This window comes from Marinomonas sp. (assembly GCF_965225885.1).
Classification (GTDB): Bacteria; Pseudomonadota; Gammaproteobacteria; order Pseudomonadales; family Marinomonadaceae; genus Marinomonas.
The window spans coordinates 4,214,514-4,237,322 of sequence record NZ_OZ245329.1 but is presented as its reverse complement, the minus strand read 5'-3'; the positions used below and the strand labels follow the sequence as shown (position 1 = coordinate 4,237,322).

General features: G+C 43.4%; 22 protein-coding genes. 5 read left to right on the top strand and 17 right to left on the bottom strand.

Annotated elements, in window-relative coordinates; all coding sequences use genetic code 11:
• Positions 1 to 6: 6 nt before the first annotated feature.
• From ACO05V_RS20270 to ACO05V_RS20235, 8 genes are all read right to left on the bottom strand, one after another.
• Positions 7 to 684: a TRAP transporter small permease gene (locus tag ACO05V_RS20270; RefSeq protein ID WP_212917780.1), complete on the bottom strand. Its 678-nt coding sequence runs from the start codon at positions 682 to 684 to the stop codon at positions 7 to 9.
• A 168-nt stretch (positions 685 to 852) separates the two neighbouring features.
• Entirely contained in the window at positions 853 to 1,845 is a 993-nt protein-coding gene (locus tag ACO05V_RS20265; RefSeq protein ID WP_421855882.1) for a TRAP transporter substrate-binding protein, read from the bottom strand.
• A gap of 271 nt (positions 1,846 to 2,116) precedes the next feature.
• Positions 2,117 to 4,207, bottom strand: a complete 2,091-nt coding sequence (locus ACO05V_RS20260; protein ID WP_421855880.1) for a tRNA(Met) cytidine acetyltransferase TmcA — start codon at positions 4,205 to 4,207, stop codon at positions 2,117 to 2,119.
• Between the two features lie 127 nt (positions 4,208 to 4,334).
• Entirely contained in the window at positions 4,335 to 6,359 is a 2,025-nt protein-coding gene (locus ACO05V_RS20255; protein ID WP_421855878.1) for a methyl-accepting chemotaxis protein, read from the bottom strand.
• 280 nt (positions 6,360 to 6,639) lie between these two features.
• Entirely contained in the window at positions 6,640 to 8,139 is a 1,500-nt protein-coding gene (gene prpD, locus ACO05V_RS20250) for a 2-methylcitrate dehydratase (RefSeq protein WP_421855876.1), read from the bottom strand.
• 40 nt (positions 8,140 to 8,179) lie between these two features.
• Positions 8,180 to 9,319, bottom strand: a complete 1,140-nt coding sequence (gene prpC / locus ACO05V_RS20245) for a bifunctional 2-methylcitrate synthase/citrate synthase (RefSeq protein ID WP_421855874.1) — start codon at positions 9,317 to 9,319, stop codon at positions 8,180 to 8,182.
• A gap of 40 nt (positions 9,320 to 9,359) precedes the next feature.
• On the bottom strand, positions 9,360 to 10,238 hold the full coding sequence (gene prpB / locus ACO05V_RS20240; RefSeq protein ID WP_421855872.1) for a methylisocitrate lyase: 879 nt from the start codon (positions 10,236 to 10,238) through the stop codon (positions 9,360 to 9,362).
• 31 nt (positions 10,239 to 10,269) lie between these two features.
• A complete protein-coding gene (locus ACO05V_RS20235; protein WP_421855870.1) occupies positions 10,270 to 10,959 on the bottom strand; it encodes a GntR family transcriptional regulator in 690 nt (229 codons plus the stop codon).
• A gap of 297 nt (positions 10,960 to 11,256) precedes the next feature.
• Between ACO05V_RS20235 and ACO05V_RS20230 the strand changes: the two genes are divergently transcribed.
• Positions 11,257 to 11,517 (top strand): DUF5062 family protein, encoded by a 261-nt coding sequence (locus tag ACO05V_RS20230; protein ID WP_012068645.1) that lies wholly within the window; start codon positions 11,257 to 11,259, stop codon positions 11,515 to 11,517.
• Positions 11,518 to 11,536: 19 nt separating this feature from the next.
• Here ACO05V_RS20230 and ACO05V_RS20225 read toward each other — a convergent pair whose 3' ends face one another.
• Positions 11,537 to 12,004: an Lrp/AsnC family transcriptional regulator gene (locus ACO05V_RS20225; RefSeq protein WP_421855867.1), complete on the bottom strand. Its 468-nt coding sequence runs from the start codon at positions 12,002 to 12,004 to the stop codon at positions 11,537 to 11,539.
• Between the two features lie 144 nt (positions 12,005 to 12,148).
• Between ACO05V_RS20225 and ACO05V_RS20220 the strand changes: the two genes are divergently transcribed.
• Positions 12,149 to 12,841: a DUF1826 domain-containing protein gene (locus ACO05V_RS20220; RefSeq protein ID WP_421857042.1), complete on the top strand. Its 693-nt coding sequence runs from the start codon at positions 12,149 to 12,151 to the stop codon at positions 12,839 to 12,841.
• A gap of 70 nt (positions 12,842 to 12,911) precedes the next feature.
• Here ACO05V_RS20220 and ACO05V_RS20215 read toward each other — a convergent pair whose 3' ends face one another.
• The 3 genes from ACO05V_RS20215 to ACO05V_RS20205 form a co-directional block, all read right to left on the bottom strand.
• Entirely contained in the window at positions 12,912 to 13,637 is a 726-nt protein-coding gene (locus ACO05V_RS20215) for an SDR family NAD(P)-dependent oxidoreductase (protein ID WP_421855865.1), read from the bottom strand.
• A gap of 38 nt (positions 13,638 to 13,675) precedes the next feature.
• Positions 13,676 to 14,068: a thiol-disulfide oxidoreductase DCC family protein gene (locus ACO05V_RS20210; protein ID WP_421855863.1), complete on the bottom strand. Its 393-nt coding sequence runs from the start codon at positions 14,066 to 14,068 to the stop codon at positions 13,676 to 13,678.
• A 108-nt stretch (positions 14,069 to 14,176) separates the two neighbouring features.
• A complete protein-coding gene (locus tag ACO05V_RS20205) occupies positions 14,177 to 14,620 on the bottom strand; it encodes a DUF3429 domain-containing protein (protein ID WP_421855861.1) in 444 nt (147 codons plus the stop codon).
• Positions 14,621 to 14,952: 332 nt separating this feature from the next.
• Between ACO05V_RS20205 and ACO05V_RS20200 the strand changes: the two genes are divergently transcribed.
• Positions 14,953 to 16,329, top strand: a complete 1,377-nt coding sequence (locus ACO05V_RS20200) for a glycine--tRNA ligase (RefSeq protein WP_421855859.1) — start codon at positions 14,953 to 14,955, stop codon at positions 16,327 to 16,329.
• Positions 16,330 to 16,493: 164 nt separating this feature from the next.
• Here the strand turns inward: ACO05V_RS20200 and ACO05V_RS20195 are convergent, their stop codons facing one another.
• Positions 16,494 to 18,467, bottom strand: a complete 1,974-nt coding sequence (locus ACO05V_RS20195) for a ligand-gated channel protein (protein WP_421855857.1) — start codon at positions 18,465 to 18,467, stop codon at positions 16,494 to 16,496.
• A 251-nt stretch (positions 18,468 to 18,718) separates the two neighbouring features.
• On the opposite strand from ACO05V_RS20195, the gene ACO05V_RS20190 reads away from it, so the two are divergent.
• Positions 18,719 to 19,612 carry a LysR family transcriptional regulator gene (locus ACO05V_RS20190; RefSeq protein WP_421855855.1) on the top strand — a complete coding sequence of 298 codons (894 nt, stop codon included), beginning with the start codon at positions 18,719 to 18,721 and terminating at the stop codon, positions 19,610 to 19,612.
• Between the two features lie 22 nt (positions 19,613 to 19,634).
• Here ACO05V_RS20190 and ACO05V_RS20185 read toward each other — a convergent pair whose 3' ends face one another.
• Positions 19,635 to 20,732, bottom strand: coding sequence for an MBL fold metallo-hydrolase (locus ACO05V_RS20185; RefSeq protein ID WP_421855853.1), 1,098 nt, complete (start codon positions 20,730 to 20,732; stop codon positions 19,635 to 19,637).
• A 95-nt stretch (positions 20,733 to 20,827) separates the two neighbouring features.
• Here ACO05V_RS20185 and ACO05V_RS20180 point away from each other — a divergent pair, with 95 nt between their 5' ends.
• Positions 20,828 to 21,331, top strand: a complete 504-nt coding sequence (locus ACO05V_RS20180) for a GNAT family N-acetyltransferase (protein WP_421855851.1) — start codon at positions 20,828 to 20,830, stop codon at positions 21,329 to 21,331.
• 137 nt (positions 21,332 to 21,468) lie between these two features.
• Here the strand turns inward: ACO05V_RS20180 and ACO05V_RS20175 are convergent, their stop codons facing one another.
• From ACO05V_RS20175 to ACO05V_RS20165, 3 genes are all read right to left on the bottom strand, one after another.
• Entirely contained in the window at positions 21,469 to 21,753 is a 285-nt protein-coding gene (locus ACO05V_RS20175; protein ID WP_421855849.1) for a type II toxin-antitoxin system RelE/ParE family toxin, read from the bottom strand.
• Positions 21,753 to 22,046, bottom strand: coding sequence for a type II toxin-antitoxin system ParD family antitoxin (locus tag ACO05V_RS20170; protein ID WP_421855847.1), 294 nt, complete (start codon positions 22,044 to 22,046; stop codon positions 21,753 to 21,755). The genes ACO05V_RS20175 and ACO05V_RS20170 overlap by 1 nt, the downstream gene beginning before the upstream one ends.
• Positions 22,047 to 22,162: 116 nt before the next feature.
• A complete protein-coding gene (locus tag ACO05V_RS20165) occupies positions 22,163 to 22,783 on the bottom strand; it encodes a bifunctional transcriptional activator/DNA repair enzyme AdaA (RefSeq protein ID WP_421855845.1) in 621 nt (206 codons plus the stop codon).
• Positions 22,784 to 22,809: the final 26 nt, after the last annotated feature.

The window sequence follows — 22,809 nt, the reverse complement described above, 5'->3', positions numbered from 1 at the left end:
CCTGCGCTAGTCTTTCAAGACGTTTTGGTTTTCTTTAACAAGATCTTGTGCCTCATGGCCACTGATCAACATGTCGCGTTTACCGCGGGCAATATCGATGAATGCTTGCAAAGAACGATAAGAAAGTAGAGCCAAGCTGATTGGCAGGATAACAAGAACAATCCAGCGATGAACGCGTGGGCGTAAACCAAACATTTCTTGTACAAATTCAGGGTAACGAAGTTCTTCTGAACCTATGCCAATTTTGAACATTTTTAGCCAGTATTCGATTGCACCACCGCTAACGTCTACTCCAAGCATCGCCAACCAAGTAGAGTCGAGAAGGATAAGTCCGTAAAGCATGGCCGCCGCCGCACCGAATAAAGACAAGGCTTTGGTGATGCGTTTTGGTACGGCGTTGAGAACAATGTCGACACCCAGGTGAAGGCCCGTTTTGATACCGTAACTCATGCCTAATAGAATCAACCAAGAGAAGGCGACTGTATTGAATTCAAGCGCAGCGTCCCAACCAGTGTTAAACCCATAACGAGCAATAACCTGTCCAAACGATACCGCCATGATGGAGGAAATAACGATGATCAGTAGGTTTTCTTCAGCTCGTTCCATGACTTTGGGGAAGCGTTTCTCTAATAGCCAAAGAACAATAATAAAAATAAGTAAGTAAAGATGCGGCCAATGTGCCATGGGGGTCTCCTTAACTAAGTGGACCAAAACAAGTTAAAGTGCAGCTTTGTGGCGAGTCTTGTAGGTTCTAGGGTCAATCGCAGAAGAGAGATTGCGGATCAAGAAAGCACAGGATAAAACCACAAGAGCTGACCCGTTAAGATCAGCTCACTGCGGGATAAAAATGGATTACGCGCCAGCAGCAGCGTTTATCAAATCTTTACCGATGTAGCTTTCAAATTGCTTCCAAACAGGCTTCATTGTGTCGACCCATTCTTTGCGTTGCTCTGGAGTAAGCGTATTGATCTTACCGCCAGCTTTAAGAATGTTTTGACGGTTTTCTTCTTCCGCCGCTTTTACACTTAAGTTTGCTTCTTGTGTGACTTCATCCGCAATTTGAGTGAATTGAGCGCGGTCTTCTGGAGAAAGGCTCTTCAAGAATTCAGAAGACGTCATGAACAAGTAAGCCAACAACTGATGGTTAGTATCGGTTGTGCTGTCTTGAACTTCGTAGAATTTCTTCGTGTAGATGTTTGACCAAGTGTTTTCTTGACCATCTACAACGCCAGTTTGCAAGGCACCGTATACTTCAGAGAACGCCATTGCTTGAGGAGATGCGCCCATCGCCGCGATCATTTGTTTTGCAACGTCAGAGGTTTGTACGCGGAATTTCAAGCCTTTGGCATCGCTAGGAACCAAAAGAGGTTTGTTGGCAGAGAAGTATTTCATACCAGACATCCAGTAACCTAAACCAACAAAACCAGCATAGTCATCCATCTCGGTTAATAGTGCTTTACCTTCTTTGGTTTTCGTAAAGCGAATTGCATGGTCCATGTCTTTAAAGATGAAAGGTAGATCGAATACACCGTATTTGTCAGTGTAAGAGCCGAACTTAGAAAGTGATGGAGCAAGCAATTGAACATCACCTAAAAGTAGCGCTTCAAGTTCTTTAGAATCACCAAATAGAGTGGAGTTAGGAAAAACTTCAACACACAATTTGCCGTTCATTTCTTTGTTAACGCGGTCTGCGAAGTTATTGGCTGCAACCACTTTAGGGTGAGTTGTACCGCCCGTTACATGGCTGAATTTGACAACACGCTCACCTGGATCACAATTCGCAATAGCTGTGCCGGCAGAAAGAGCAAGTGCTAAGGATGTAAGAGCAAGGCTGATTTTTCTCATTTTTATAAAACTCCAAAAACTGAATTATTATTGTTTACCTGATTTTTAGTCTGATTCTTCGTCAAAGACAGATTCAGAAACAGACAAAGCAAAGCAGGTGTTGCTAGCCATACTGTTTACACAATATGTGCCAAGTCTTTAGGTTTTATTTAAGTTTTTGATTTTGTTATATAAAATTTATATTCTTCAATATTTTTGCTTTTTAAAAATAATTTAATAGGGGGAATTACGCACATAAGCAAATCTTTGATGGGTGGTTAATCACCCATTTTTACTTGAGAAGTGGTGCTAAAAGTCTTTTGAAGGTTTGGTGCATGGCTTTTTTGCCAGATAATTGCGCTTTTTGGCGAGCCTGCTCAGTATCACGGCCTAAAGCGGCTTCTATTAAGAGTTGGTGAGTTGGATCGTTAGACCTTAACTGGCCTGTTAAAGCAAGAGACAGTGTCGCCTTGAGGAAAACAGCACGAATACTGTCAAACTGACGATGATGTTCGACAAATAGCTCAATATCTTGCTGATCTTTGTGTGACAGTTTAGCAAGTGCTGGAAGTTCTTCCTGCTGATAATGTTTCTGACCCAAAATAAGCATGACTAAATCCGTTGGTAAATCGGAATATTGCAGCAGCAAGTTAAGCAGAAACTGTTCAACAAAACGGTTTTGCCATTCGTTAGCTAATAAGGCTGCGCGCTCAGTCATGGGTTTTACCATCATCAAAGAGTAGCTGCCGCTGGCTTGGTCTTTACTCGTTCCCAATCTCACCGGTAAATAATCATTCTTTAACCAAAAAGACACCACATCGAAAGCCGCAGCAAAACTTGTGCAGAGAAAATCACAATGATCATTGGCTGCGGTTTCGATATGCGTAAGCAATTGACTTGCCAGACCTTTATTTTGTTGGTTTGGCTCGGTAGCAATACGACTAATGCGCCAATAACGGTACTGCCCAGCGTTTTCGACACCCTCGTGAGCAAGCAGAGATTGCGCAACCAAATGCCCTCTCGGGCGACGCTTACCTTGCATGACGTCTTGGCTAAGTGAGCCTGGTAGGTTGCCTTCTTCGGTAATAATCGCAACGCTTTGAGCCTTTCCGTCTGATAGAGAAAGATGTGTCGATACGGAAGGATCGTCTAACACCCAACGCAAGTTATCGGGTGAAGTTTGATAATGAGCACTGACTAATAATTGAAATGTATCGGCGAGCAAGTTTGTGTTTTCTAACCAATCTGCGCCAGTAAGCTGTTTAAATTCTGTCGGTTTAATGATGCCTCTATCAACACTATCTGATATTTCAGCGTTAGGTTCGGAAGTGGCTAAAAAGAAGCAATCATTGATCCAGTTCTCCAGTGGGTCATTTCCCCCCCATCGAATGGGCTGGCTTAAAGTCAGTGGTTGTAGTGCCAATGCTTTATTGGTTTTTTGTGATTCTAAGTGGCGACAAAAGCGAATACCAAAACCCTTGCCTGCACCTTCGTAGCCATAGTCTGTGGTGCTAAAAAGACAATGCTCAGCTTTTTTATTTAACGCCATGAGCAAAGGTAGCGGAATCATTGACGCTTCATCAACAAAGAGAAAATCCCAATGAGTCGGGTCGCTTATTAATGCATCTGGTGCGAAAAAAGGCAGAGTCGTTTTGTCTTGATCAAGTACCTGTTCAAAGCGCGCTTTGAGACTCACAATCGCATCCTGATTGGGTGCGGTGATCGCCACACGTTTTCCCGCTTTGAGCAGCTTTGCCAGAGTATCGCCCAATAAAGTGGACTTTCCACGGCCTCTTGGGGCAATTAGGACATAGAATTTCGCTAGTTGTTGGAACAAACACGACTGAGCATTAGCTTGCTCTTGGGTCAGTGGCGCATTGGGTTCTATAGGTTTTAGCTTAGGTAAAGCTCGTATGTCACTTGATCTTACCGTGTGAAAAGGAGAGTGATCGGCTTGTAATCTATTGAACAGGTAATGCTTAAAGTGAGAGGTCACCTGCTCTGGCTCATAAGGCCAAGGCAAGTATCTCGATAAATCTTGGTCAGCCATTGGCAGCCAATCCCCATCAGGCAAGGCAATAGCAAAGAGCCCGCTGCCACGAACGGTACCAGCCAAAATAGCTAAAGCACTAGCGGATACACCATGAGTTAAGTCCACCAATATAGCGTCATGGTTGCTGCCGAGTTCTTGTCGGGTTTGTTTAAAAGAACAAGTCTTAAATTGTTTTGTTTTTAACGATGGAACGAGTAATTCGTCATATTGGCTCACATCATGAGCGGCAATGAGAGGTGTGGAGAAATTTTCGCAGAGACGAAGAAAGTCTGACAAAACCTCGCAGGGTGAGCCTTTTAAAACAAAGCAGTGGCGGTGGTTGTCAGACATAAAAATAAAATTTCCTTGTGATCACATTACCAGAGACTTTCGCCTCATCTTAGCTTTGCTAGTGACTTCAAGCAAAGGCCTCTATCATACTGTGACCACAAGGTTCTTTGTAACTATTTACATACGACTATTTTAGCTTAAACGCGGATAGATCCGTTTGTAAGCTGTTGGCGAGGGCGCGAATTTGATCGCTGTGCTCTTGCGATATATCGGCTTGATGCAAGGTATCTGTCGCAGCATCTTTCAGGGTCTCAGTATTCTGACGAATTTGAGAGGCCGCCACGCTTTGCTCTTCTGTCATGGTAGCAACGCCGTTGATGCTCATCTCGACTGTTTGGATAGACTGGAAAATTTTGTCTAATAGAGCGCCCGCTGTGATGGCTTGTTTCACACTGCTATCAACCTGATCTCGACCTTCGGACATTTTGTTCACTGCCGAACGACTATTGCTTTGTAAATCCGTTACGACTTTCTTTATTTGTTCTGTAGATTGCTGAGTGCGTTGCGCCAAAACACGAACTTCATCAGCCACGACAGCAAAGCCGCGCCCTTGTTCACCCGCGCGAGCCGCTTCAATCGCAGCATTCAGCGCGAGTAAGTTGGTTTGCTCCGCAATACTATTGATTACATTAATCACTTCGCCTATGTCTTTCGAACTGCTTTCTACGGTTTCAATCGTGGCGGAAGCTTCGGCAAATGCCGTGGATAAATGACTAATGGTTTGCTCTACTTGTCTTACGGCGTCATTACCTTCTTGAGTGGCCTGACGAACAGAAATAGATTCTTTAGACACATCGTTAGCGCTTTGTGCCATTTCTTCAATAGACGCTGAAATCTGAGTAATCGCCGAACTTACTTGTACACTGGTGTCTTGGCTGTCGTTAGCACTGTGACGCAAATCGGCGTTGGACTTGGAAATAGATTGAGTTGATACCAACAGCTGTTGGCTGGATTTAAATATATTATTGATTAACCTAATTAGACTATCGCGCATGCGAACTGTATCTGCTTGTAACAAATCCATTTCGTTTCTGCTGTCGTGTTTTTCTGCGTTGCTAAACTGGAAGGTTAAATCTCCAGCGCCTAATTGGCTTAGGCCTTTTGATATTTGCTTTAATGGTCCTAACGCTCGGCGGATGAAAATCCATAAAATTCCTGTCAGCAGAAGCGTGGATAAAGCACAGATAGTCGCTACAATAATGACCACACCGTTAATTTCTTCTTGGTATTCATCTGAGTAAGATTTTAGCGCTAGCACCCAATTCCAACCAGGTACTTCTTGATAGATGAGTTTTGCTTCACGGGCTTTATCGTCTTTGCCTTCAACTTTTAAGGTGTAATAAAGTGAGCCCTGAGGTTTTTCGTACATTTCTTTTAATATATGACCCGCCGTACCAGAGAAATCGATCTGATTTTTGCCATTCATTGTCGGGTGAATAATAAACTTACCTTTGTTCGCTCCGGTGTCGGTAACGTAGAGATAACCCTCTTTACCAAACGTCATTTTCCCTAATGTTGCTCTTAATGGTTCGATAATATTGGTATAGGGAATGAGTAATTCCATATACAAGTGATCTCGATTGGTCACTTTTTTGTACAAAGAAAAGTAGTCTGCGTTGCCAATTGTTACTTTACCAATGAAGTCGATATTGGTCTTCATGTCTCTCAGATTGGGTAACGCCGGGTTGTTATTATCAACAACGAAAGGAAGCGCTTCGTTTGAGCTTGCCGTGCGGTAAAATTTTTCATCTTGTTGATAGAGAAGGCTGGCATTAATTTCTATCACAGAGGCATAGTTGATCATGTAGTCACTATTGCCATTGATAGCTTCATAATTGAGTTTCACTGATGGGAGCTCTACACCATTTAGATCAACTGTATCGCTGGTATCGACTATTGATTCTTGTAGTTGATTATCAAAGACACTGCTTTGTCGAATCAGTGTTTTTGTCAAAACTTCATATTTTTCAACCAATTGAGAAGAGACAATTTCCGCTTCTTTTTGCTGGTGTACGGTAATGATTTCATTGATTTTGATATTAAATAATTGGCTGATTATGACAATTAGAACAATGAAAATGAACAAAATGGAGACAAATGAACCTAAGCCAAGCTGCTGTGGCAGAGGAAGCTTTTTGAATTTGGACAACATAAAACGGACATTCCTTACAATAACGCAATGAGAGTCGAGGGGACTTAAGTTGGAAACATGCTCATTTATCATTGTCCGTAATGAAATGAGGGTTTCAAAAATGCTAACCAAGGGGAAGGGATAGTATTGTTTGCGTAACAATATGAAAAGATTAGTTAAGATATGTCAAGAAAAAAGAAAGATATCGAATGAAAAAAATAAAAAAAGCTAAGAAAATACTGCTTTATATAGAAAAATCAGCGTCGAATTGCTCGACGCTGATTTGCTTTTGTAGGGTTTATTAGGCGATGACGAACAAGTCCATAAAGCGATTTACAGCAGTGTTTTCAAGCGCAGCTTGATCTTTACAGAGTGAGAAAATAGCTTGGCTCTGGCGGTTTGGAAAACGTGTTGCCAAGTTGTTTTTAAACTTCTGCTCTAATAAAGGAATGCCTTCTTCGCGACGACGACGGTGTCCGACAGGATATTCCACCGCCACTTCTTCGGTGCTGCTACCATCTTTAAAGAACACTTGAATCGCATTGGCGATAGAGCGCTTATCCGCTTCTAAATATTCAGCGGTGAAGCGTTTGTCTTCGACGATTTCCATCTTGTTGCGCAGCTCATCGATGATTGGGTTGGCCGCATGGAAATCATCTTCATAATGTTCGGCGATCAAGTTACCAAACGCCAATGGCACAGCGGTCATGTATTGCAAGCAATGGTCGCGGTCGGCGGCATTCGCCAACGGGCCAGATTTGGAAATAATACGAATCGCGGATTCATGAGTACGAATCACGATCTTGTCGATCTCTGACAAACGGTCTTTCACCAAAGGGTGCAAGGTCACCGCGGCTTCTGCAGCGGTTTGAGCATGAAACTCTGCAGGGAAAGAGATCTTGAACAAGACGTTTTCCATCACGTAAGTGCCATAACATTGTGGAAAGTCTTGCGAGAACGAAAACTGACGTTTGTCTTCGGGCTTGATGGCTTGGTCTTTATTGGTTTTCGAGAAAGACACATCATAAAAGCCCCATTGATTCGCCGTTAGCACACTAGGAATGCCCATTTCGCCTCGCATCGACATGTCCGCTAAACGAACTGCACGAGAGGTCGCATCGCCCGCCGCCCAAGATTTACGTGAGCCAGCGTTTGGCGCATGACGATAAGTACGCAAAGCCGAGCCATCGACCCAAGCCTGCGAAATCGCCGCCATGATTTGTTCTCTGTCGCCGCCCATCATTTTGGTCACCACAGCAACAGAGGCAACACGAACTAATAACACGTGACACAAGCCTACACGATTAAACGAGTTTTCTAGGGCAATCACGCCTTGGATCTCGTGCGCCATTACCATGGCTTCTAATACTTCACGCATGGTCATCGGGCTTTCGCCCTTCGATAGTCGAACTTGTGAAAGATGATCGGCGACGGCCAAAATGCCACCCAAGTTATCAGAAGGGTGTCCCCATTCTGCCGCCAGCCAAGTGTCGTTGTAATCCAACCAGCGAATGATACAACCAATGTCCCACGCGGCTTTAACTGGGTCGAGAGACAAAGATGTGCCCGGAACACGAGCACCATTTGGCACGACAGTACCTTGTACAATAGGGCCAAGGTGCTTGGTACATTCTGGGAAGCGTAGAGCAAGCAACCCACAGCCGAGCGTATCCATTAAACAGTTGCGCGCTGTGTTCAATGCTTCTTGGCTTTCTACTTTAAAATTCAGTACATAATCCGCGATGTCTTGAATGACTTGGTCGTAATCTGGGCGGTTGTTTAAATCTACGTTAGCACTCATTTCTTTTCCTTAATCGTTAAATTTTAATGCTGATGTTGGCTCAATGACGGTCGTCAATATCAACCCACTCAGCATGATCTGGTCCAATATAATCTGCGCTTGGTCGAATAATGCGGTTGTTCGCTCGTTGTTCCATCACGTGAGCGGCCCAGCCAGTGACACGAGAGCAAACGAAAATCGGCGTAAATAACTTGGTTGGAATGCCCATAAAGCGATAAGCACTGGCGTGGAAAAAATCAGCATTGCAGAAGAGTTTTTTCTCGCGCCACATCACAGCTTCGCAACGTTCTGAGACCGCATACAAATGATCGTCGCCGACGTCTTCACTGAGTGTTTTTGCCCACTTTTTGATGATGTCGTTACGGGGATCGCGCTCACTGTAAATAGCGTGACCAAAGCCCATGACTTTTTCTTTATTGGCGAGTTTTTGCATCAAGGCCGCTTCGGCTTCGTCTGGGGTTTTCCATGGTTCTATCATGTCCATCGCGGCTTCATTTGCGCCACCATGAAGTGGCCCGCGTAAGCTGCCAATGCCGCCAGTGACGCAGGAAAACATATCTGACAAGGTGGAAGCACACACACGAGCAGTAAAGGTAGAGGCGTTGAATTCATGCTCGGCGTACAAGATCAAAGACGCGTTCATCACTTGCGTGTGGAGGGCGCTTGGCTCTTTGTCATGCAGCATGGTGAGGAAATGACCCGCCAAAGAAGGCACATTGGCATTGTGTGTATTAACGCGAACGCCATCGTGGGTGAAACGATACCAATAAACGACCATGGCTGGCAGCGTCGCGACCAGACGATCAGCGGTGTGTAAGGCTAGCGCTGGTTGTTTTTCAAAAGCGAGCTCGGGTTCAAGATTGCCTAAAAAAGAACAGCCGGTGCGCATCACATCCATTGGGTGAGCTGTGTCTGGAATAAGTTCTAAAACGGCTCTGAGTTCTTCAGGCAAACTACGCAAACTCATCAGTCTTTGTTCGTAGTCATGCAACTGTGTACGGTTAGGTAAGTGACCGTACAGTAAGAGGTAAGCGACTTCTTCAAAGCTCGCTTTGTCGGCTAAGACATCAATATCGTAGCCGCGATAAGTTAATCCGGAGGCCGCTTTACCAACGGTACAGAGGGCGGTTTCGCCTGCGCTTTGGCCGCGTAGGCCAGCGCCAGAAAGTACTTTAGCCATTTTCCTACTCCATTTTGTTATTGTTTAGAGAAGCTTGTGCTTATTTTTTAGAGAAGAGCGCGTCTAATTTATCTTCGTATTCATGGTAGTTGAGAAATTCATAAAGCTCGTTACGAGTTTGCATGCTGTCGACTACATTGCGCTGGTGGCCATCGTTCAATAAATGTTGATAAACGTTTAGCGCGGCTTTATTCATGGCGCGAAACGCACTGAGTGGATAGAGCACTAAATCCACACCAGCACCGGCCAACTCTTCTTTGCTGAAAAGTGGTGTCGCACCAAATTCGGTAATGTTTGCCAATACGGGAACCTTCACAGCAGCGACAAATTCTTGGTATTGCTCCAAGGTGATCATGGCTTCTGGGAAGATCATATCGGCACCGGCTTCAACACAAGCAATCGCCCGTTCGATAGCCGACTCCATGCCCTCAACCGCCAACGCATCGGTACGCGCCATGATGACAAAGTTGTTATCGACACGAGCATCTACACAGGCTTTCACGCGATCGACCATTTCATCTTGGCTGACAATGGCTTTATTCGGGCGATGGCCGCAACGCTTTTGTTGAACTTGGTCTTCAATGTGAACAGCCGCCGCACCCGCTTTTTCCATTTGCTGAATGGTTCGAGTGATATTAAATGCGCCACCAAAGCCAGTATCGATATCGACTAATAATGGCAAGTTAGACGCGGAAGTAATCCGACGCACGTCTTCTAAAACATCGTGTAAATCCGTCATGCCAAGGTCTGGCAAACCATAGGAAGCATTAGCAACGCCGCCGCCAGATAAGTAAATGGCATGATGACCAGTTTGTTCTGCCATCATGGCGCAATAAGCGTTCACTGCGCCAACAACCTGCAGTGGCGATTGGGTGGCGACGGCTTGTCTAAAACGGGCGCCTGCTGAAAGTGTTGTCATTATTATTTTCCTCTCTTTAGAACGATTTTAATTAAGTACGGGAAGCGACAGAAGAATGCTCCATTGCTTGCTTTAATAGCTGACTCGCCCGGCTGATATGACGACGCATAAGTAGTTCGGCAAGGTCGCCTTCGTGATTGGCGATGGCATCCAAAATAGCTCGGTGTTCACGTAATGCTTGTCGAGGGTCGCGTCTTTGATCCGCCGTGTGATGTCGATACATGCGAATCACCGCATACAATTCTTCTGTTAGTAAACGAATAAGCTTGGCGTTGCCGCTGGCGTGGATGATGCGTAAGTGAAAATCGTCATTGCCGCCTTGCTGCACGTAATGTTCGTCTTGATTAGCATCTAGGTGCGCTTGGTGTTTGTCGAGTAGCGCATACAAGCTATTAATTTCATCTGATGGCATGGCAGTGGCAGCTAATCGAGCCGCCATACCTTCTAAGGCTTCACGCATGGTGAAGGTGTCGAGCATGTCTTGTGTGTTTAGTTGGATAACACGTGCGCCCACATTGGCGGTGCGCGTAACCAGACCAAGCCCTTCTAATTTAACGATGGCTTCTCTTAATGGCCCGCGAGAAACGCCATATTGCTTGGCAAGTTCTGGCTCAGATATCTTACTGCCCTGTGGAATATTCCCCTGCACAATAGCGTTGGTAAGCTGCTGGGCGATGTCTTCTGACAGTGTCGCGGATTTGATCGAGATAAGGTTGTTCATACTTTTCTCTTAACTTTACTCTTAAATAGATAAAACGAGCGCCATGATTTGCTTTATTGTTGACAATGTTGCTAGTTATAGTCGTGTTTTGTTGGTTTATCAAGTTAGATTGTCGACAATTTGAAGTTTTAGACCCTATCCTTTAGTCGTACATGCAGTATTCTAGAGGAGAGTGAACACACTAACATTGTGTTTATTAAGTGGTTTTTTGCTTTTATTCGCTAGATACGCTTGGTTGAATATAAAAAGCTGATAGAGTCGGGGAATCGTTTGATTACCCAAAAAATAAGGGAAACTATGAAAAAAATTAAAAATGAAGCGGCCCTAAGTAAAAAAGCCATTCAAGTTGGCGAGAATTATGCGCTGAAACGTGGCTATGCAGGTTTTTCTTCAACCATGTCTGCCAATGAAAAAACCGAAGCAATTTATCGGTTGTTGGTACTGGATAAGTTAGTCGTTGGATTGCCTGCAGACAAAGAAGACTTGCCAAGTATGAAGCACAAGCTCGCGCTGTGGATTCAGAAGCTATTACCGAAAGATGATCCATTGCTTAAATAATCGGTTGCTGGATTGATAGTTAAAAGCCCAGCGGAAGAGTGGTGATATTTTTCACTTCACGCATAGTGAAGTGACTTTGCGCTTCTTGTATGTGTGGCAGTTGCAATAATTCGCTGCGCAAGAAGTGCTCATAGCTTTCAATGCTATTGGAAACCACTCTTAAACTGTAATCCATCGCACCAGAAATCGTCCAACATTCTACCACTTCGGGATAGTCGACAATGGCTTGCTCGAACTCATCCAACATTTTTCGGCCATGGGAAGAGAGTTTAATATTCACCAAGACGACGATGCCCAATCCTAATTTATTTCTGTCTAAAATCGCTTGCGTCGAACGAATATAACCATCTTGTTCTAGGCGATTAATGCGTCGCCAGCAGGGCGATTGAGACAAACCAATCTTATCGGCTACTTGAGTTGCGCTCAGGCTGCCATCGTGTTGCAGCAAATTAAGGATCTTACGATCTGTTGCGTCTAGTTGTTCCATGGTGTTCATCTCTTAAAAGTCAGGATTAAAGTAATAGATTCAATGGCTTTATTTCAATATTTTATTTATAAAATGTTATAACGTAACATATCTGTGTTTGATGTTATTTTTCTGTCTGTATTTTTAGAGGAAGTTGTCTTGAAGGTGAATCTTAGTTTACAAAAAATGCCGCAATCGGTTGATTTAACGAACATTAATCTTAACTTCATCGATACAGAAGGCATGGATCAAGACAGTGTAGATAAAATACCGCGGTTAATGGGGGTGGTGAAATCGTCTCATCAAGACGTTCTTGCTGATATTTATCAAAACAACATTAGTATGGCCGTTTGGCAAAGGCCGCTTGGTCTGTTGTCAAAATATACCGAGTCTTTATTGGTGTCTGACCCGAATTTTGTTTTTAAATCTCAAGGAAATGCAGATCAATTGAACGCCAAGTTAACAAAGCTGCTGCCTGACGCTGAAAATAAAGCCTTGTTTGTGGAAGATGTGACGTTATTGGTCGACATGTTTGCCTGCTTATTTGATCTTGAAGAAGTTGGTTTACGCCTAAATGTACTCTCCAGTGCCATGTGCCCGCGTTTTCATGTGGATAAAATCCCTTGCCGATTGGTATCCACTTATGCCGGAAGTGGCAGTGAATGGTTACATGAGGCCCATGTAATAAGAGACCGCTTGGGGCTTGGAGGTCATGTGTCTGATCACAATAGTGGCTTGCATGAAAAAGGCCGTATTAATCAATTAAGAGCGGGAGATGTGGCGTTAATGAAAGGTGATGAATGGCCAACATCATTGGGCCGCGGTGTGGTTCACCGTTCGCCTTCAGCAAGCCTTTAAAGTAAGCGATTATTTTTAAGCTTGGACATGATTTAACACATCTACTTCATTGTTGAGTGGTAGGAAAAATTCACCACTCAATTGCTTGGTTATTCCAATCCAAATACGCTGCTTTGTTATCCATGGGGACATTGTTCATAATGGATAAAAGTTGCGTCGCTACAAAATCTGCGGTGAAAAGCTTGTCTTTCGGTACCGATCGTTGGAAAGGTTTGGAAAGTGGCGTATCTGTAGTGCCAGGGTGAAAAGCGATGAGCTTCACGTTTTTCGCTCTTCTGGCATATTCCACCGAGCTGGTTTGAATCAGCATGTTTAGTGCAGCTTTTGAGGCTCGATAGCTATACCAGCCGCCGGTTTTGTTATCTGAAATACTGCCAATGCGAGCGCTAAATAGTGCCACTTGAGTGGCTTGATTGCTGTGTAGAATAGGCAGCAACTGGCTTAGCCACAACATAGGAATAATGGTATTAGTATGAAACACGGCTTCTAGCTGAGAGGCGCGGATTTCTTCTAATTTTCTTTCTGGCATTATGCTCTCGTCGTGCAATATTCCATTGCAAATTAATACCTTGCTTATCTTTCCAGAATATGGCGAAAGGTTTTTACATATCTGCTGAATACTTGTTTCGCTGTAATCTGACTCTAGCCATTGTGTTTTTGAGGATTCTGCCACGCTTGGCAAGGATCGACTCACAGCGAACACACCAAGACAATCTTGATCGGCTTCAAACTGTTTTATAGCGGCTTGAGCAATCGCGCTGCTCGCGCCGATAACTAAGGCATAGAAAGATGGCATATTAAAGCTCCGACAATAGGCAAAACGAACCGAGTCTATTAAAGATCGCAGCGATCTTTAAGGCAGGAGGCGCAGCGCGGTTTCCCCGTCACAAAAGACGATATTTGGTGGCGGTAGCGCGCAAAAACCTTGTAGCTCATATCCGCGAAAAAACGAATGACTGGCCAGCGGAGCATTTGCATCCATTTGTGTTTACCGACCAGTTTCCAAGCAAGGCAAGTGACATCTAATCCTTTGATTATTTTCCCATTGGCGAGTTGGCCATGGAGTAATCTATCAGCTTCGATAGGATCAATATAAGGGAATTTCTCACTAAAATTATCGGCGTGAATGTCTTCTAACTGCAGCTTTTTTTTTGTGTCTAATGACAGCAAGGTTTGCATTTCAGCGGCGCAAAGAGGGCAATGGCCATCGTAGAAGATTGTTAGCATGTATCATTACTCTTTTAGTGTGTTTGTAGATTAATGATACGCAGCGAGAGGAGAGTTAGATCAGTTTGTTATTGCAGTTTTTGTTATTGCTGACTCATTGTTACAGGCTTAATAGTGCGGATACAAAACCAGCAAATGCATTATAGAAATCATCGACGTTAAACTGAAATTTAACGTGGCGTAATGTTTCTTTTCATCGTTTGGTTGTTTTAACCAGCGAGCTTCCACCCAGAAAATAGTAATCAAGCTAAGAAGTAACATCACCACCGACAATTCAGGTATTTTCAGTAGTAAGGAAACCCAAGAGGCGAATAAGGTGATAAGGCCGAAAACCAAAAGTTTCGTACCATTTGAATGTTCAACTTGCTCTAAAACTCGACCCCAAATCGACCCTGCGATAAAACTGATAATAATCGCGCCGTAAGTGGCAAACAGTGTTATTCCTGATCGCCCCATAAAACTGCTATTTGTTAGGCTTAAATAGGTTGTAAAAATAAAAGGAAGAAGAGCGAGTATTGATAATGTAGCCACAACAGGCTTATAAGAACGCATGAAATTACCCATGAAAAAAGATGAAAAATACAAATATGTAAACAATACGAATTATCTAACAAAATGGACTTTAAAACAGCATTATAGTTCCTTATTTTGTCCTATTTTTATGCATAAAAGTGTAAAGTTTTTTGTTAGGTCTATTTGGTCTAGATGTGGGGCGGTTTTCTTGTCTTAGCGCGTAAACAAGTAAGGGGAAATACTTATTCATTGCTTGCGTGGAATCGCCATTGAGCGAAATAGGGTCAACGAGTACAATGGTCGGCTATTATTACTTGAACATGATGCTTTTGTGTCCTCATTAACGAATTTTGCTTAAGGTGTGTTTAGAAATGCCAGCTAAAACAATGGATGAACTCGTCTCCCTATGTAAACGTCGCGGATTTATTTTCCAAGGCAGTGAAATCTACGGTGGTATGCAAGGTGCTTACGATTACGGTCCGCTAGGTATTGAATTAAAAAACAACCTAAAAGCCGCTTGGTGGCGCTCAATGGTTTATGAGCGTGACGATGTAGAAGGTTTGGATGCAGCAATTATCCAAAACAAACATGTCTACAAATACTCTGGTCACGAAGATACCTTTACCGATCCAATGGTCGATTGCCACGAATGTAAATCTCGTATGCGCGCCGATCACATGAAAGACATCAAAGTCTGTGACAACTGCGGATCTACTAACGTTACACCGCCTCGTGATTTTAACTTGATGTTCAAAACCAACGTTGGCCCAATGGTGAACGAAGAGTCTTATACTTACCTTCGTCCAGAAACCGCACAAGGTATCTTCACTAACTTCAAAAACGTGGTTGATTCGACTTCTCGTACTTTGCCATTTGGTATCGCGCAGATTGGTAAATCGTTCCGTAACGAAATCACACCGCGTAACTTCATCTTCCGTGTTCGTGAATTCGAACAAATGGAATTGGAATTCTTCTGTAAGCCAGGTGAAGATGAAAAATGGCACGAATTCTGGGTTGGTGCGCGTAAGCAATGGTGGTTAGATCAAGGTCTAGCAGAAGAAAATATCCAGTTTGAATATGTGACGGGTGATGACTTAGCGCATTATTCAAAATCAACTGTGGATATCTTGTACAAGTTTCCACATGGTTTTGAAGAATTAGAAGGCGTGGCGAACCGTACAGACTACGATCTAGGTTCTCACACCAAAGCACAAGAAGAGTTTGGTCTTTCTGCGAAAGTGAAAAAGAACGAGCATTCAACGGCTAAGTTGGCGATTCGTGATCTTGAAGAAAACAAATGGGAAGTGCCTTTCTGTATCGAACCTTCTGCAGGTCTAGACCGTGGTCTATTGGCTGTAATGACAGAAGCCTATACAGAAGAAGAGCTACCAAACGGCACGTCTCGTACGGTACTTAAGTTTAAACCGCACCTAGCGCCGATCAAAGTCGCTATCATGCCGCTTAAGAAGAACAAGCCAGAAATCGTTGCCCTTGCTAAAGAATTGAAAAACAAGCTTCAGAAGCTTGGCCTTGGTCGTATTCTTTATGAAAATACCGGTAACGTTGGTAAAGGCTACCGTCGTCATGACGAAGTAGGGACGCCAATCTGTGTAACGGTTGATTTCGATTCTATCGAGCAAGAAGGCACACCAGTTACGGTTCGTGATCGCGATACAATGGAACAAATCGTTGTACCAGCAGCGGAGCTTCCAGCTTACGTGATTAACTACTTCATCAACCAAAACTAATTTTTGTTGATGACATAAAAACCACGGCTCTCGTTTGAGCGTCGTGGTTTTTTTATGCCAGCGATTTGCTCTATTGATAAAATGTGAAGACAAAAAAAGACCGCAAGCTAGGTTGCGGTCTTTTGTGTGCAAATTGCACAAAGGGAAAATCGAGAGTGTTTTGCTTAGAAGTTCATTTTGATTTTTGCGTTGTAACGGCGGCCATCAAGTACCTTTTCGTATGTTTCTGTATTCACTTCTTTATCTAACAGGTTATATATTCCGGCAAAAACAGACACGTCTTTTGTGATCGTGTAGCTCAATCCTGCATCGACAAAGGTATAAGCAGGGACGCCTTCTACCATCGATGTTCTGCTCAAGCCTTCGCTGGATTTACCGCGGTAATTAACACGAGCCCAAGACGTTAACTTAGGCGTGGTATCCCAGTTTATGGTCGCATTTGCCATGTGTTTTGGCAGGCTGTTTAATGGTTCACCCGCGAACTCGCCTGTTTCCTGCTCTGATTGAGTGTAGGTATAGTTACCTGATACGGAGAAGGTGTTTGTAAAGCTATGATTCGCAGTGAGTTCAACACCGCGCATTTCAACTCGATCAACATTCTTACGCTTACTAATAAATCGATACTCAGTTCCTGAGTAAGTGCAGTTGTTTTCGCAAACACGTTCTTCGGTAATTTTATCTTTGTAATCCGTTACGAAAACAGTGGCGCTTAATTGTGTGGTGCGTTGGTTGTCCCAATACAAGCCAATTTCACGGCTCAAGCTTTCTTCTGGTTTTAAATCCGCATTACCTAAAATAACTGCTGGCACTTTACTGTTTCTTCCGCCGGTTATTTGTCCCCAGCCCTCAGTACCTTGACGTAAATCTGGCGAGCGATAACCACTACTAATGCCTCCTTTTAAGGTCCAATCTGGCGAGAATGACCAATTACCGTAAATTCGTGGGGAGACATTAGAACCGTAATTTTCGTCTTTGTTGTAACGAAGGCCTCCAGTTACAGAAAGACTATCATTGACAAAGTATTCGTCTTCGGCAAAAGCAGAAACATTCCATCGTGTTAATTCTCGAAGACCTGTTGAGACCTGATTGCCTTCATCTTCCAATTTTTGGTAATCGTATTGCCCACCAATGGTCAGTACATGATCGGTAAATGGCAGAACTGTTTGGTTATTTAGTATGGTATTTTCGTAAGTCATATCTCGGCTGGGATTGTCTATTTTTTCATTAGTGAGATATGTTTCGATGGCATTATCATTCACTTTTGCAGTGTGAGTTAGAGCATAATGTTTACGATCATAAGATAGATCACTGTCTGAGGCGTTTCTTCCGGTTAAAGGCACTGATTTGCCTTTGTTTCTCGCTCTACTTTGAGTTTCTTTACCCGCTTCAAAGACAATGTTTTGATTTTCTGTCATTGCCCAAGACAGTTTAGCGGTTAGGTTTTTGATGTCTTGATCGGCATAACCATCGACAATATTGTCTTCATCACGTTGTGAAACTTGTCCATAAATTTGTAAGCCAAGTTTATCCTTCACGAGCGGACCATTGACCATTAAATCGACTTGTTTACTGTCGCCCGATTTAGAATCTTCTGGGACTGTTGTTGCCAATGAGAGTTCGCCGCCCCATTCATTTTGGACCTTTTTAGTAATGATATTGACCACACCGCCTAAAGCATCCGAGCCATAAAGAGAAGACATTGGCCCACGGATAACTTCTATACGATTAATCACAGAAAGCGGAGGAATCCAACCTTGCTCAATTCCAGGACCGTCACTGTTTGGGCGAGTTTCACGGGAGCTTTGGCGCTTTCCATCAACCAGTATTAGAGTGTACTTTCCGCTCATACCACGCATGGATATTTCTTCATTTGATCCACCGCCAGTCACTGTGACTCCGGGAACATCCTTTAAAGCATCTGTAATATCTCGATACGCTTTCTTTTCAATTTCTTGCTGAGTAATAACCGTAATCGAGGCTGGCGCATCAGTGATTTGTTGCTCATGGCCAGACGCGGATATAACCAATTTGTCTAGGTCGACGGTGTTTTCTTCTGCAAGTGTTGTTGCTGAATAGGTAGCGGTACTGATCAAGGCGGCTAAAACAGTAAGTTTATAATGACGAGGTGAAGGGGACATTGTGAGCATTTTCTCCATGGTTAAAGTGGAACATATCAAGTATTATATGGGGTTCTAAATATTAGTGAGAATACTTATCATTTGTATTATCTAGCAATTGTCGCCTTTTGTGTTGATACGGTTTGTTCCTCTTTTTGCAACAAATGAAAAGATCACATTGAAGTAATAAAAAAGCGTGTCTCTTCTATTTAGAGACGCAAGATAATGGCTAGCAAATGATGAGTATTAGAAGACAGCTCTGGAGAAGGTGAATGTACGATCTAAATGAAGTAAGGACGTTCGTTTCTGTCATGGAAACAGGAAGTTTAAAAGAAAGCGCTCAACAACTTGGCGTATCAAAATCTACCTTGAGTCGAAGAATTAGCCATCTGGAGCAAGCATTAAATCAACCTCTTTTGCGTCGCCAAGCGAATCGATTGTTTGCCAATGAAGCGGGTATTAAGTTTCTGCCTTTTGCGCAAAAAATGCTCAATATCGCGGATGAAGGTCATAAAGCTGTCGAAGAGTTAAAAGAAGAAGTCAGTGGTTCGTTAGTGGTTTATGTACACACCAGCTTAGTTCGCGGTTGGTTTTCGGGGCTCATGTTCCAGTTTTTAGAAGAATTTCCTCAGGTGAATATAGAAGTGTGTACAGGCAATCAGCTTTTTAATGAAATAAAAAGTAATGATATTTGTGTCTGGGTGGGTGAGCCAACGAATGAACAATTACGATCTGAACAAATTGGCGAATTAAGCCAAGGTTTGTATGCCAGCTCCAAATATATAGAAAAAGTAGGAACATTAAATGATCCCAGTGAATTGAACCAATATTCGTGGGTCGACACACTGAAAATCGAACAGAACAACATTGTTTTAGAACATGAAACTCGAGGTTGCGTATCTTTTGATTTGCCTAAATCTCGTCTTATCGTGGACCAATATATATTGCATGCCGAAGCCATTATTCGCGGCAAAGGCGTTGGCTTATTGCCTCACTACTTCGCAACAGCTCACTTAGAACGCCATCCAGGTGTATTTGAGCCTTGTTTTAAAGACTGGAAGGGAAAGCCGCTTCCAGTGTATTTACAATATCCATTTGGGCATTTGCCAAAAAAAATGCAGGCATTAATTCGGTGCTTGAAAGAGAAAGCGAAAGGTTTTTATTGATTATTGCATGACAACATGAAGTTTATTGACTCGTAGCTTGCCACCAAGGCGTTAATGGCGGTAAATTGTTAATCGAAAAAATACGCCCAAACTCCGGTGTGCTGAGCGTTACATTGCGACGTTCTGCTTCGCTAACCACACGATCAAATGGGTCGTGCCAAGTATGAAACGCCAGATCGAACGTGCCATTGTGAATCGGCATCATCACTTTCCCTTGTAAATCGATATTTGCCTGAACGCTTTCTTCTGGCTTCATGTGAATATCGGCCCAGTCTTTATCGTAAGCGCCGGTTTCTATCATAGCGAGATCAAATGGCCCGTATTTATCGCCCGTTTCTTTAAAACCCGAAAAATAGCCAGAATCACCACTAAAGAAGATGCTTTCCTGTGGTGTTTTGATTACCCAAGCTCCCCATAAAGTCGCATTGCCATCACCCATACCACGTCCCGAAAAATGCTGAGTCGGCGTAAAGGCTACCAAACCTTGGCTAGTTTGAAGTTCTTGCCACCAATCGAACGTGGTGATTTTATTGGCCTCCACGCCCCAATCAACTAAGTCACCATCGACGCCTTTTGGCACCAAAAACTGCTGCGTTTTTTTCAACAAAACCTTGATGCTCGCCTTATCCAAATGGTCGTAATGGTTATGGGAAATCAAGACTTTATCGATAGGCGGTAAATCTTCTAAACTAATTGGAGGCTGGTGGAATCGTTTTGGGCCAGCAAACTGAAAGGGCGACGCACGATCCGAAAAGACCGGATCAATCAGCCAATATTCGCCATACACCTTTAGCAAAATAGAAGAATGCCCAAGCTTAACCAGATGCACCGTGTCGCTACTTAGCACATCTAAATCCGCACGGCTAACAGCTCGTACCGGAATATTAATATCTGGCGTCGTATCGACTTTTTTCTCAGTAAAAAAGCGTACCCACAAACTGGCCGTATCAGTAAAGGACATAGGCTTACGCGGTGCGGTATTATGAAACTTAGTGTCTTTATAAGGCGCAGACGTGACTTCCTCGATAGGGTTTACCTTGGATTTAATGTTTAAATTAACGAGATAAATCGCCAGAGCAAACAAGAGAATCAAGGCAACAAAGAGTTTGATCACAAACATAGAAAAATCACTTTTAAATTGGATAGCAGCTTATAATTTGGGCTAATGGGATAAATACAACAAGGTAAAAAAGAAAAGAATTAGAAGGAAAGGGTATGGTTATTATTGAAAAGATGACAACTCAGCATCTAGCCGAAGTGATTACATTAAGCGTGGTGGAAGAACAGAAAAAATTTGTTGGCAGCATCGAAGACATTCTAGCAAACGCCAATGCACAAATTCGTCCCCATGTGATCCTTGAAGATGACAACATCGTCGGCTTCTTTCTTATTGATACTGCCTATTCGAAAACCTACGATTTTGCAAGTCAGTCTCATTCAATCGGCCTGCGTAGCTTCTTCATCAGCAAAGAGCACCAAGGCAAAGGCTATGCAAAACAAGCCATCTTGGCGTTACCAAACTACCTGAGCGAAGCCTATCCTCACCATTCAAATATCTTCCTAACCGTAAACTGTCAAAACCCTATCGCCAAAGATCTTTATTTAAAAGGTGGTTTTGAAGACACCAACACCCTCTACCATGGCGGAGCTGCAGGCCCACAGCATATTATGATAAAAGCGATTGAGTCGGGTATTAAGGCGGTGAACCTGAAAGCTTAGAAGTACTGCAAAGTAAAACGCGCAGCGGGAAGAGGAGTGGGCTCTCAAATGGTCAAGCATCTACTCGATACCTCATCTGGTTCCACAAAGTGAGCTCGGAGCTTGATTACAGACACTAACTGTAACTACAACTGTCGCTAATCAAGAAGCCTTTCCGGTGCGTCCATTTCCTCGTGTAATACACGAACAACAAGTATTTCAGTTTCAAGTACTTGATAAAAAATAGCATAATGTTCAACCAGTAATCGACGATACCCTGGGAAAACATGGGCATAATTGGTACCGAGAGATGGGTGATTCATTTCTGTTTCCAACTGATCAATGTAAGTATCTGCTTGATCAACGCCCCATGCTTCACAGGTATAAACCCAAATTCCGATTAGGTCTGATTCTGCCTTCGGTGTAATGCTAAGTCTGAGCATTACTTGGCCGCATCCACTCTTTTTCGACCCGCCGCCTTGATGGCTGATATATCAAGTGGTTTAGATTCCCCGCTCGATTCGCCTTCAACGAGAGCCTGCCTAAGAATGGCAAGACGCTCTTTGGCTTGTTGATCCTTTCTAATGAGATCACGTATATACTCACTGTCATTGCCAAAATGACCACTTTCGATTTGGCTCTTTACCCAATTGTCTTGTTGTTCAGTCAGCGTGATTGTTTTTCGATGCATGCCCATAGCTAGAACCCCTAACTTTAAAAAGTATGACAATATCATACTGTTCCTTTGTCCAGAATCAATAGCTCATGTTTTTATGCCCATGTTTAAAAAGCTACCACGTCTTGGTGTTGTGATCCTACAAGCGAGCGAGAGCTGCGGCGAAAATGCCAAAATCATGATGCGCAAGATTTGCAGTATTTTTTGCGGTATTGAGAAGGTGATTGACGATACTTTTCTAGAAAGCAGTCGTTGAATTGTCTGATGCTGCCGTAACCTGATTTGAAGGCAATACTGGAAATTTTAAGTTCGCTGTTATCAAGCAAGCGTTTGGCTTTTTGCAGTCGCTTTGTTCTTGCTACTTGTATAGGACTGGCGCCAAGGTGTTTTTTAAATAAACGGGATAAATGTCGACTTCCCACCCCGAGTCGTTCAGCTAATGCTTCGACACTTCCATTATCCAGTGCGCCATCTTCTATTAGTTGTATTGCTCGATTTACCGTGGTGAGCGTTCCATTCCACGCCGGAGAAAAAGGCGCGGCTTCTGGTCTACATCTTAAACAAGGTCTGTATCCATCGGCTTCAGCCGCCGAGGCAGTCTGAAAATAGGTGACATTTTTAGGCAAGGGCTGGCGAACAGGGCAAATGGTTCGGCAGTATATTTTTGATGTTTTGACACCCACAAAAAAGACACCATCGTATCGGGCGTCTCTGTCGAGTCTGGCTTTGTCACAAATATTAAAATCTAGCATTAGGTAAAAGTACAGAATGACTATTGTCACGTCTACACTTGCCATATTTTGACGTCCGAATTCCGCCAGTA

What these genes read in the sequence shown, in the direction of transcription:
- ACO05V_RS20270 (WP_212917780.1), bottom strand. Translation starts at nt 684, where the DNA reads ATGGCACATTGGCCGCATCTTTACTTACTTATTTTTATTATTGTTCTT.
- ACO05V_RS20265 (WP_421855882.1), bottom strand. Translation starts at nt 1,845, where the DNA reads ATGAGAAAAATCAGCCTTGCTCTTACATCCTTAGCACTTGCTCTTTCT.
- ACO05V_RS20260 (WP_421855880.1), bottom strand. Translation starts at nt 4,207, where the DNA reads ATGTCTGACAACCACCGCCACTGCTTTGTTTTAAAAGGCTCACCCTGC.
- ACO05V_RS20255 (WP_421855878.1), bottom strand. Translation starts at nt 6,359, where the DNA reads ATGTTGTCCAAATTCAAAAAGCTTCCTCTGCCACAGCAGCTTGGCTTA.
- prpD (WP_421855876.1), bottom strand. Translation starts at nt 8,139, where the DNA reads ATGAGTGCTAACGTAGATTTAAACAACCGCCCAGATTACGACCAAGTC.
- prpC (WP_421855874.1), bottom strand. Translation starts at nt 9,319, where the DNA reads ATGGCTAAAGTACTTTCTGGCGCTGGCCTACGCGGCCAAAGCGCAGGC.
- prpB (WP_421855872.1), bottom strand. Translation starts at nt 10,238, where the DNA reads ATGACAACACTTTCAGCAGGCGCCCGTTTTAGACAAGCCGTCGCCACC.
- ACO05V_RS20235 (WP_421855870.1), bottom strand. Translation starts at nt 10,959, where the DNA reads ATGAACAACCTTATCTCGATCAAATCCGCGACACTGTCAGAAGACATC.
- ACO05V_RS20230 (WP_012068645.1), top strand. Translation starts at nt 11,257, where the DNA reads ATGAAAAAAATTAAAAATGAAGCGGCCCTAAGTAAAAAAGCCATTCAA.
- ACO05V_RS20225 (WP_421855867.1), bottom strand. Translation starts at nt 12,004, where the DNA reads ATGGAACAACTAGACGCAACAGATCGTAAGATCCTTAATTTGCTGCAA.
- ACO05V_RS20215 (WP_421855865.1), bottom strand. Translation starts at nt 13,637, where the DNA reads ATGCCATCTTTCTATGCCTTAGTTATCGGCGCGAGCAGCGCGATTGCT.
- ACO05V_RS20210 (WP_421855863.1), bottom strand. Translation starts at nt 14,068, where the DNA reads ATGCTAACAATCTTCTACGATGGCCATTGCCCTCTTTGCGCCGCTGAA.
- ACO05V_RS20205 (WP_421855861.1), bottom strand. Translation starts at nt 14,620, where the DNA reads ATGCGTTCTTATAAGCCTGTTGTGGCTACATTATCAATACTCGCTCTT.
- ACO05V_RS20200 (WP_421855859.1), top strand. Translation starts at nt 14,953, where the DNA reads ATGCCAGCTAAAACAATGGATGAACTCGTCTCCCTATGTAAACGTCGC.
- ACO05V_RS20195 (WP_421855857.1), bottom strand. Translation starts at nt 18,467, where the DNA reads ATGTCCCCTTCACCTCGTCATTATAAACTTACTGTTTTAGCCGCCTTG.
- ACO05V_RS20190 (WP_421855855.1), top strand. Translation starts at nt 18,719, where the DNA reads ATGTACGATCTAAATGAAGTAAGGACGTTCGTTTCTGTCATGGAAACA.
- ACO05V_RS20185 (WP_421855853.1), bottom strand. Translation starts at nt 20,732, where the DNA reads ATGTTTGTGATCAAACTCTTTGTTGCCTTGATTCTCTTGTTTGCTCTG.
- ACO05V_RS20180 (WP_421855851.1), top strand. Translation starts at nt 20,828, where the DNA reads ATGGTTATTATTGAAAAGATGACAACTCAGCATCTAGCCGAAGTGATT.
- ACO05V_RS20175 (WP_421855849.1), bottom strand. Translation starts at nt 21,753, where the DNA reads ATGCTCAGACTTAGCATTACACCGAAGGCAGAATCAGACCTAATCGGA.
- ACO05V_RS20170 (WP_421855847.1), bottom strand. Translation starts at nt 22,046, where the DNA reads ATGATATTGTCATACTTTTTAAAGTTAGGGGTTCTAGCTATGGGCATG.
- ACO05V_RS20165 (WP_421855845.1), bottom strand. Translation starts at nt 22,783, where the DNA reads ATGGCAAGTGTAGACGTGACAATAGTCATTCTGTACTTTTACCTAATG.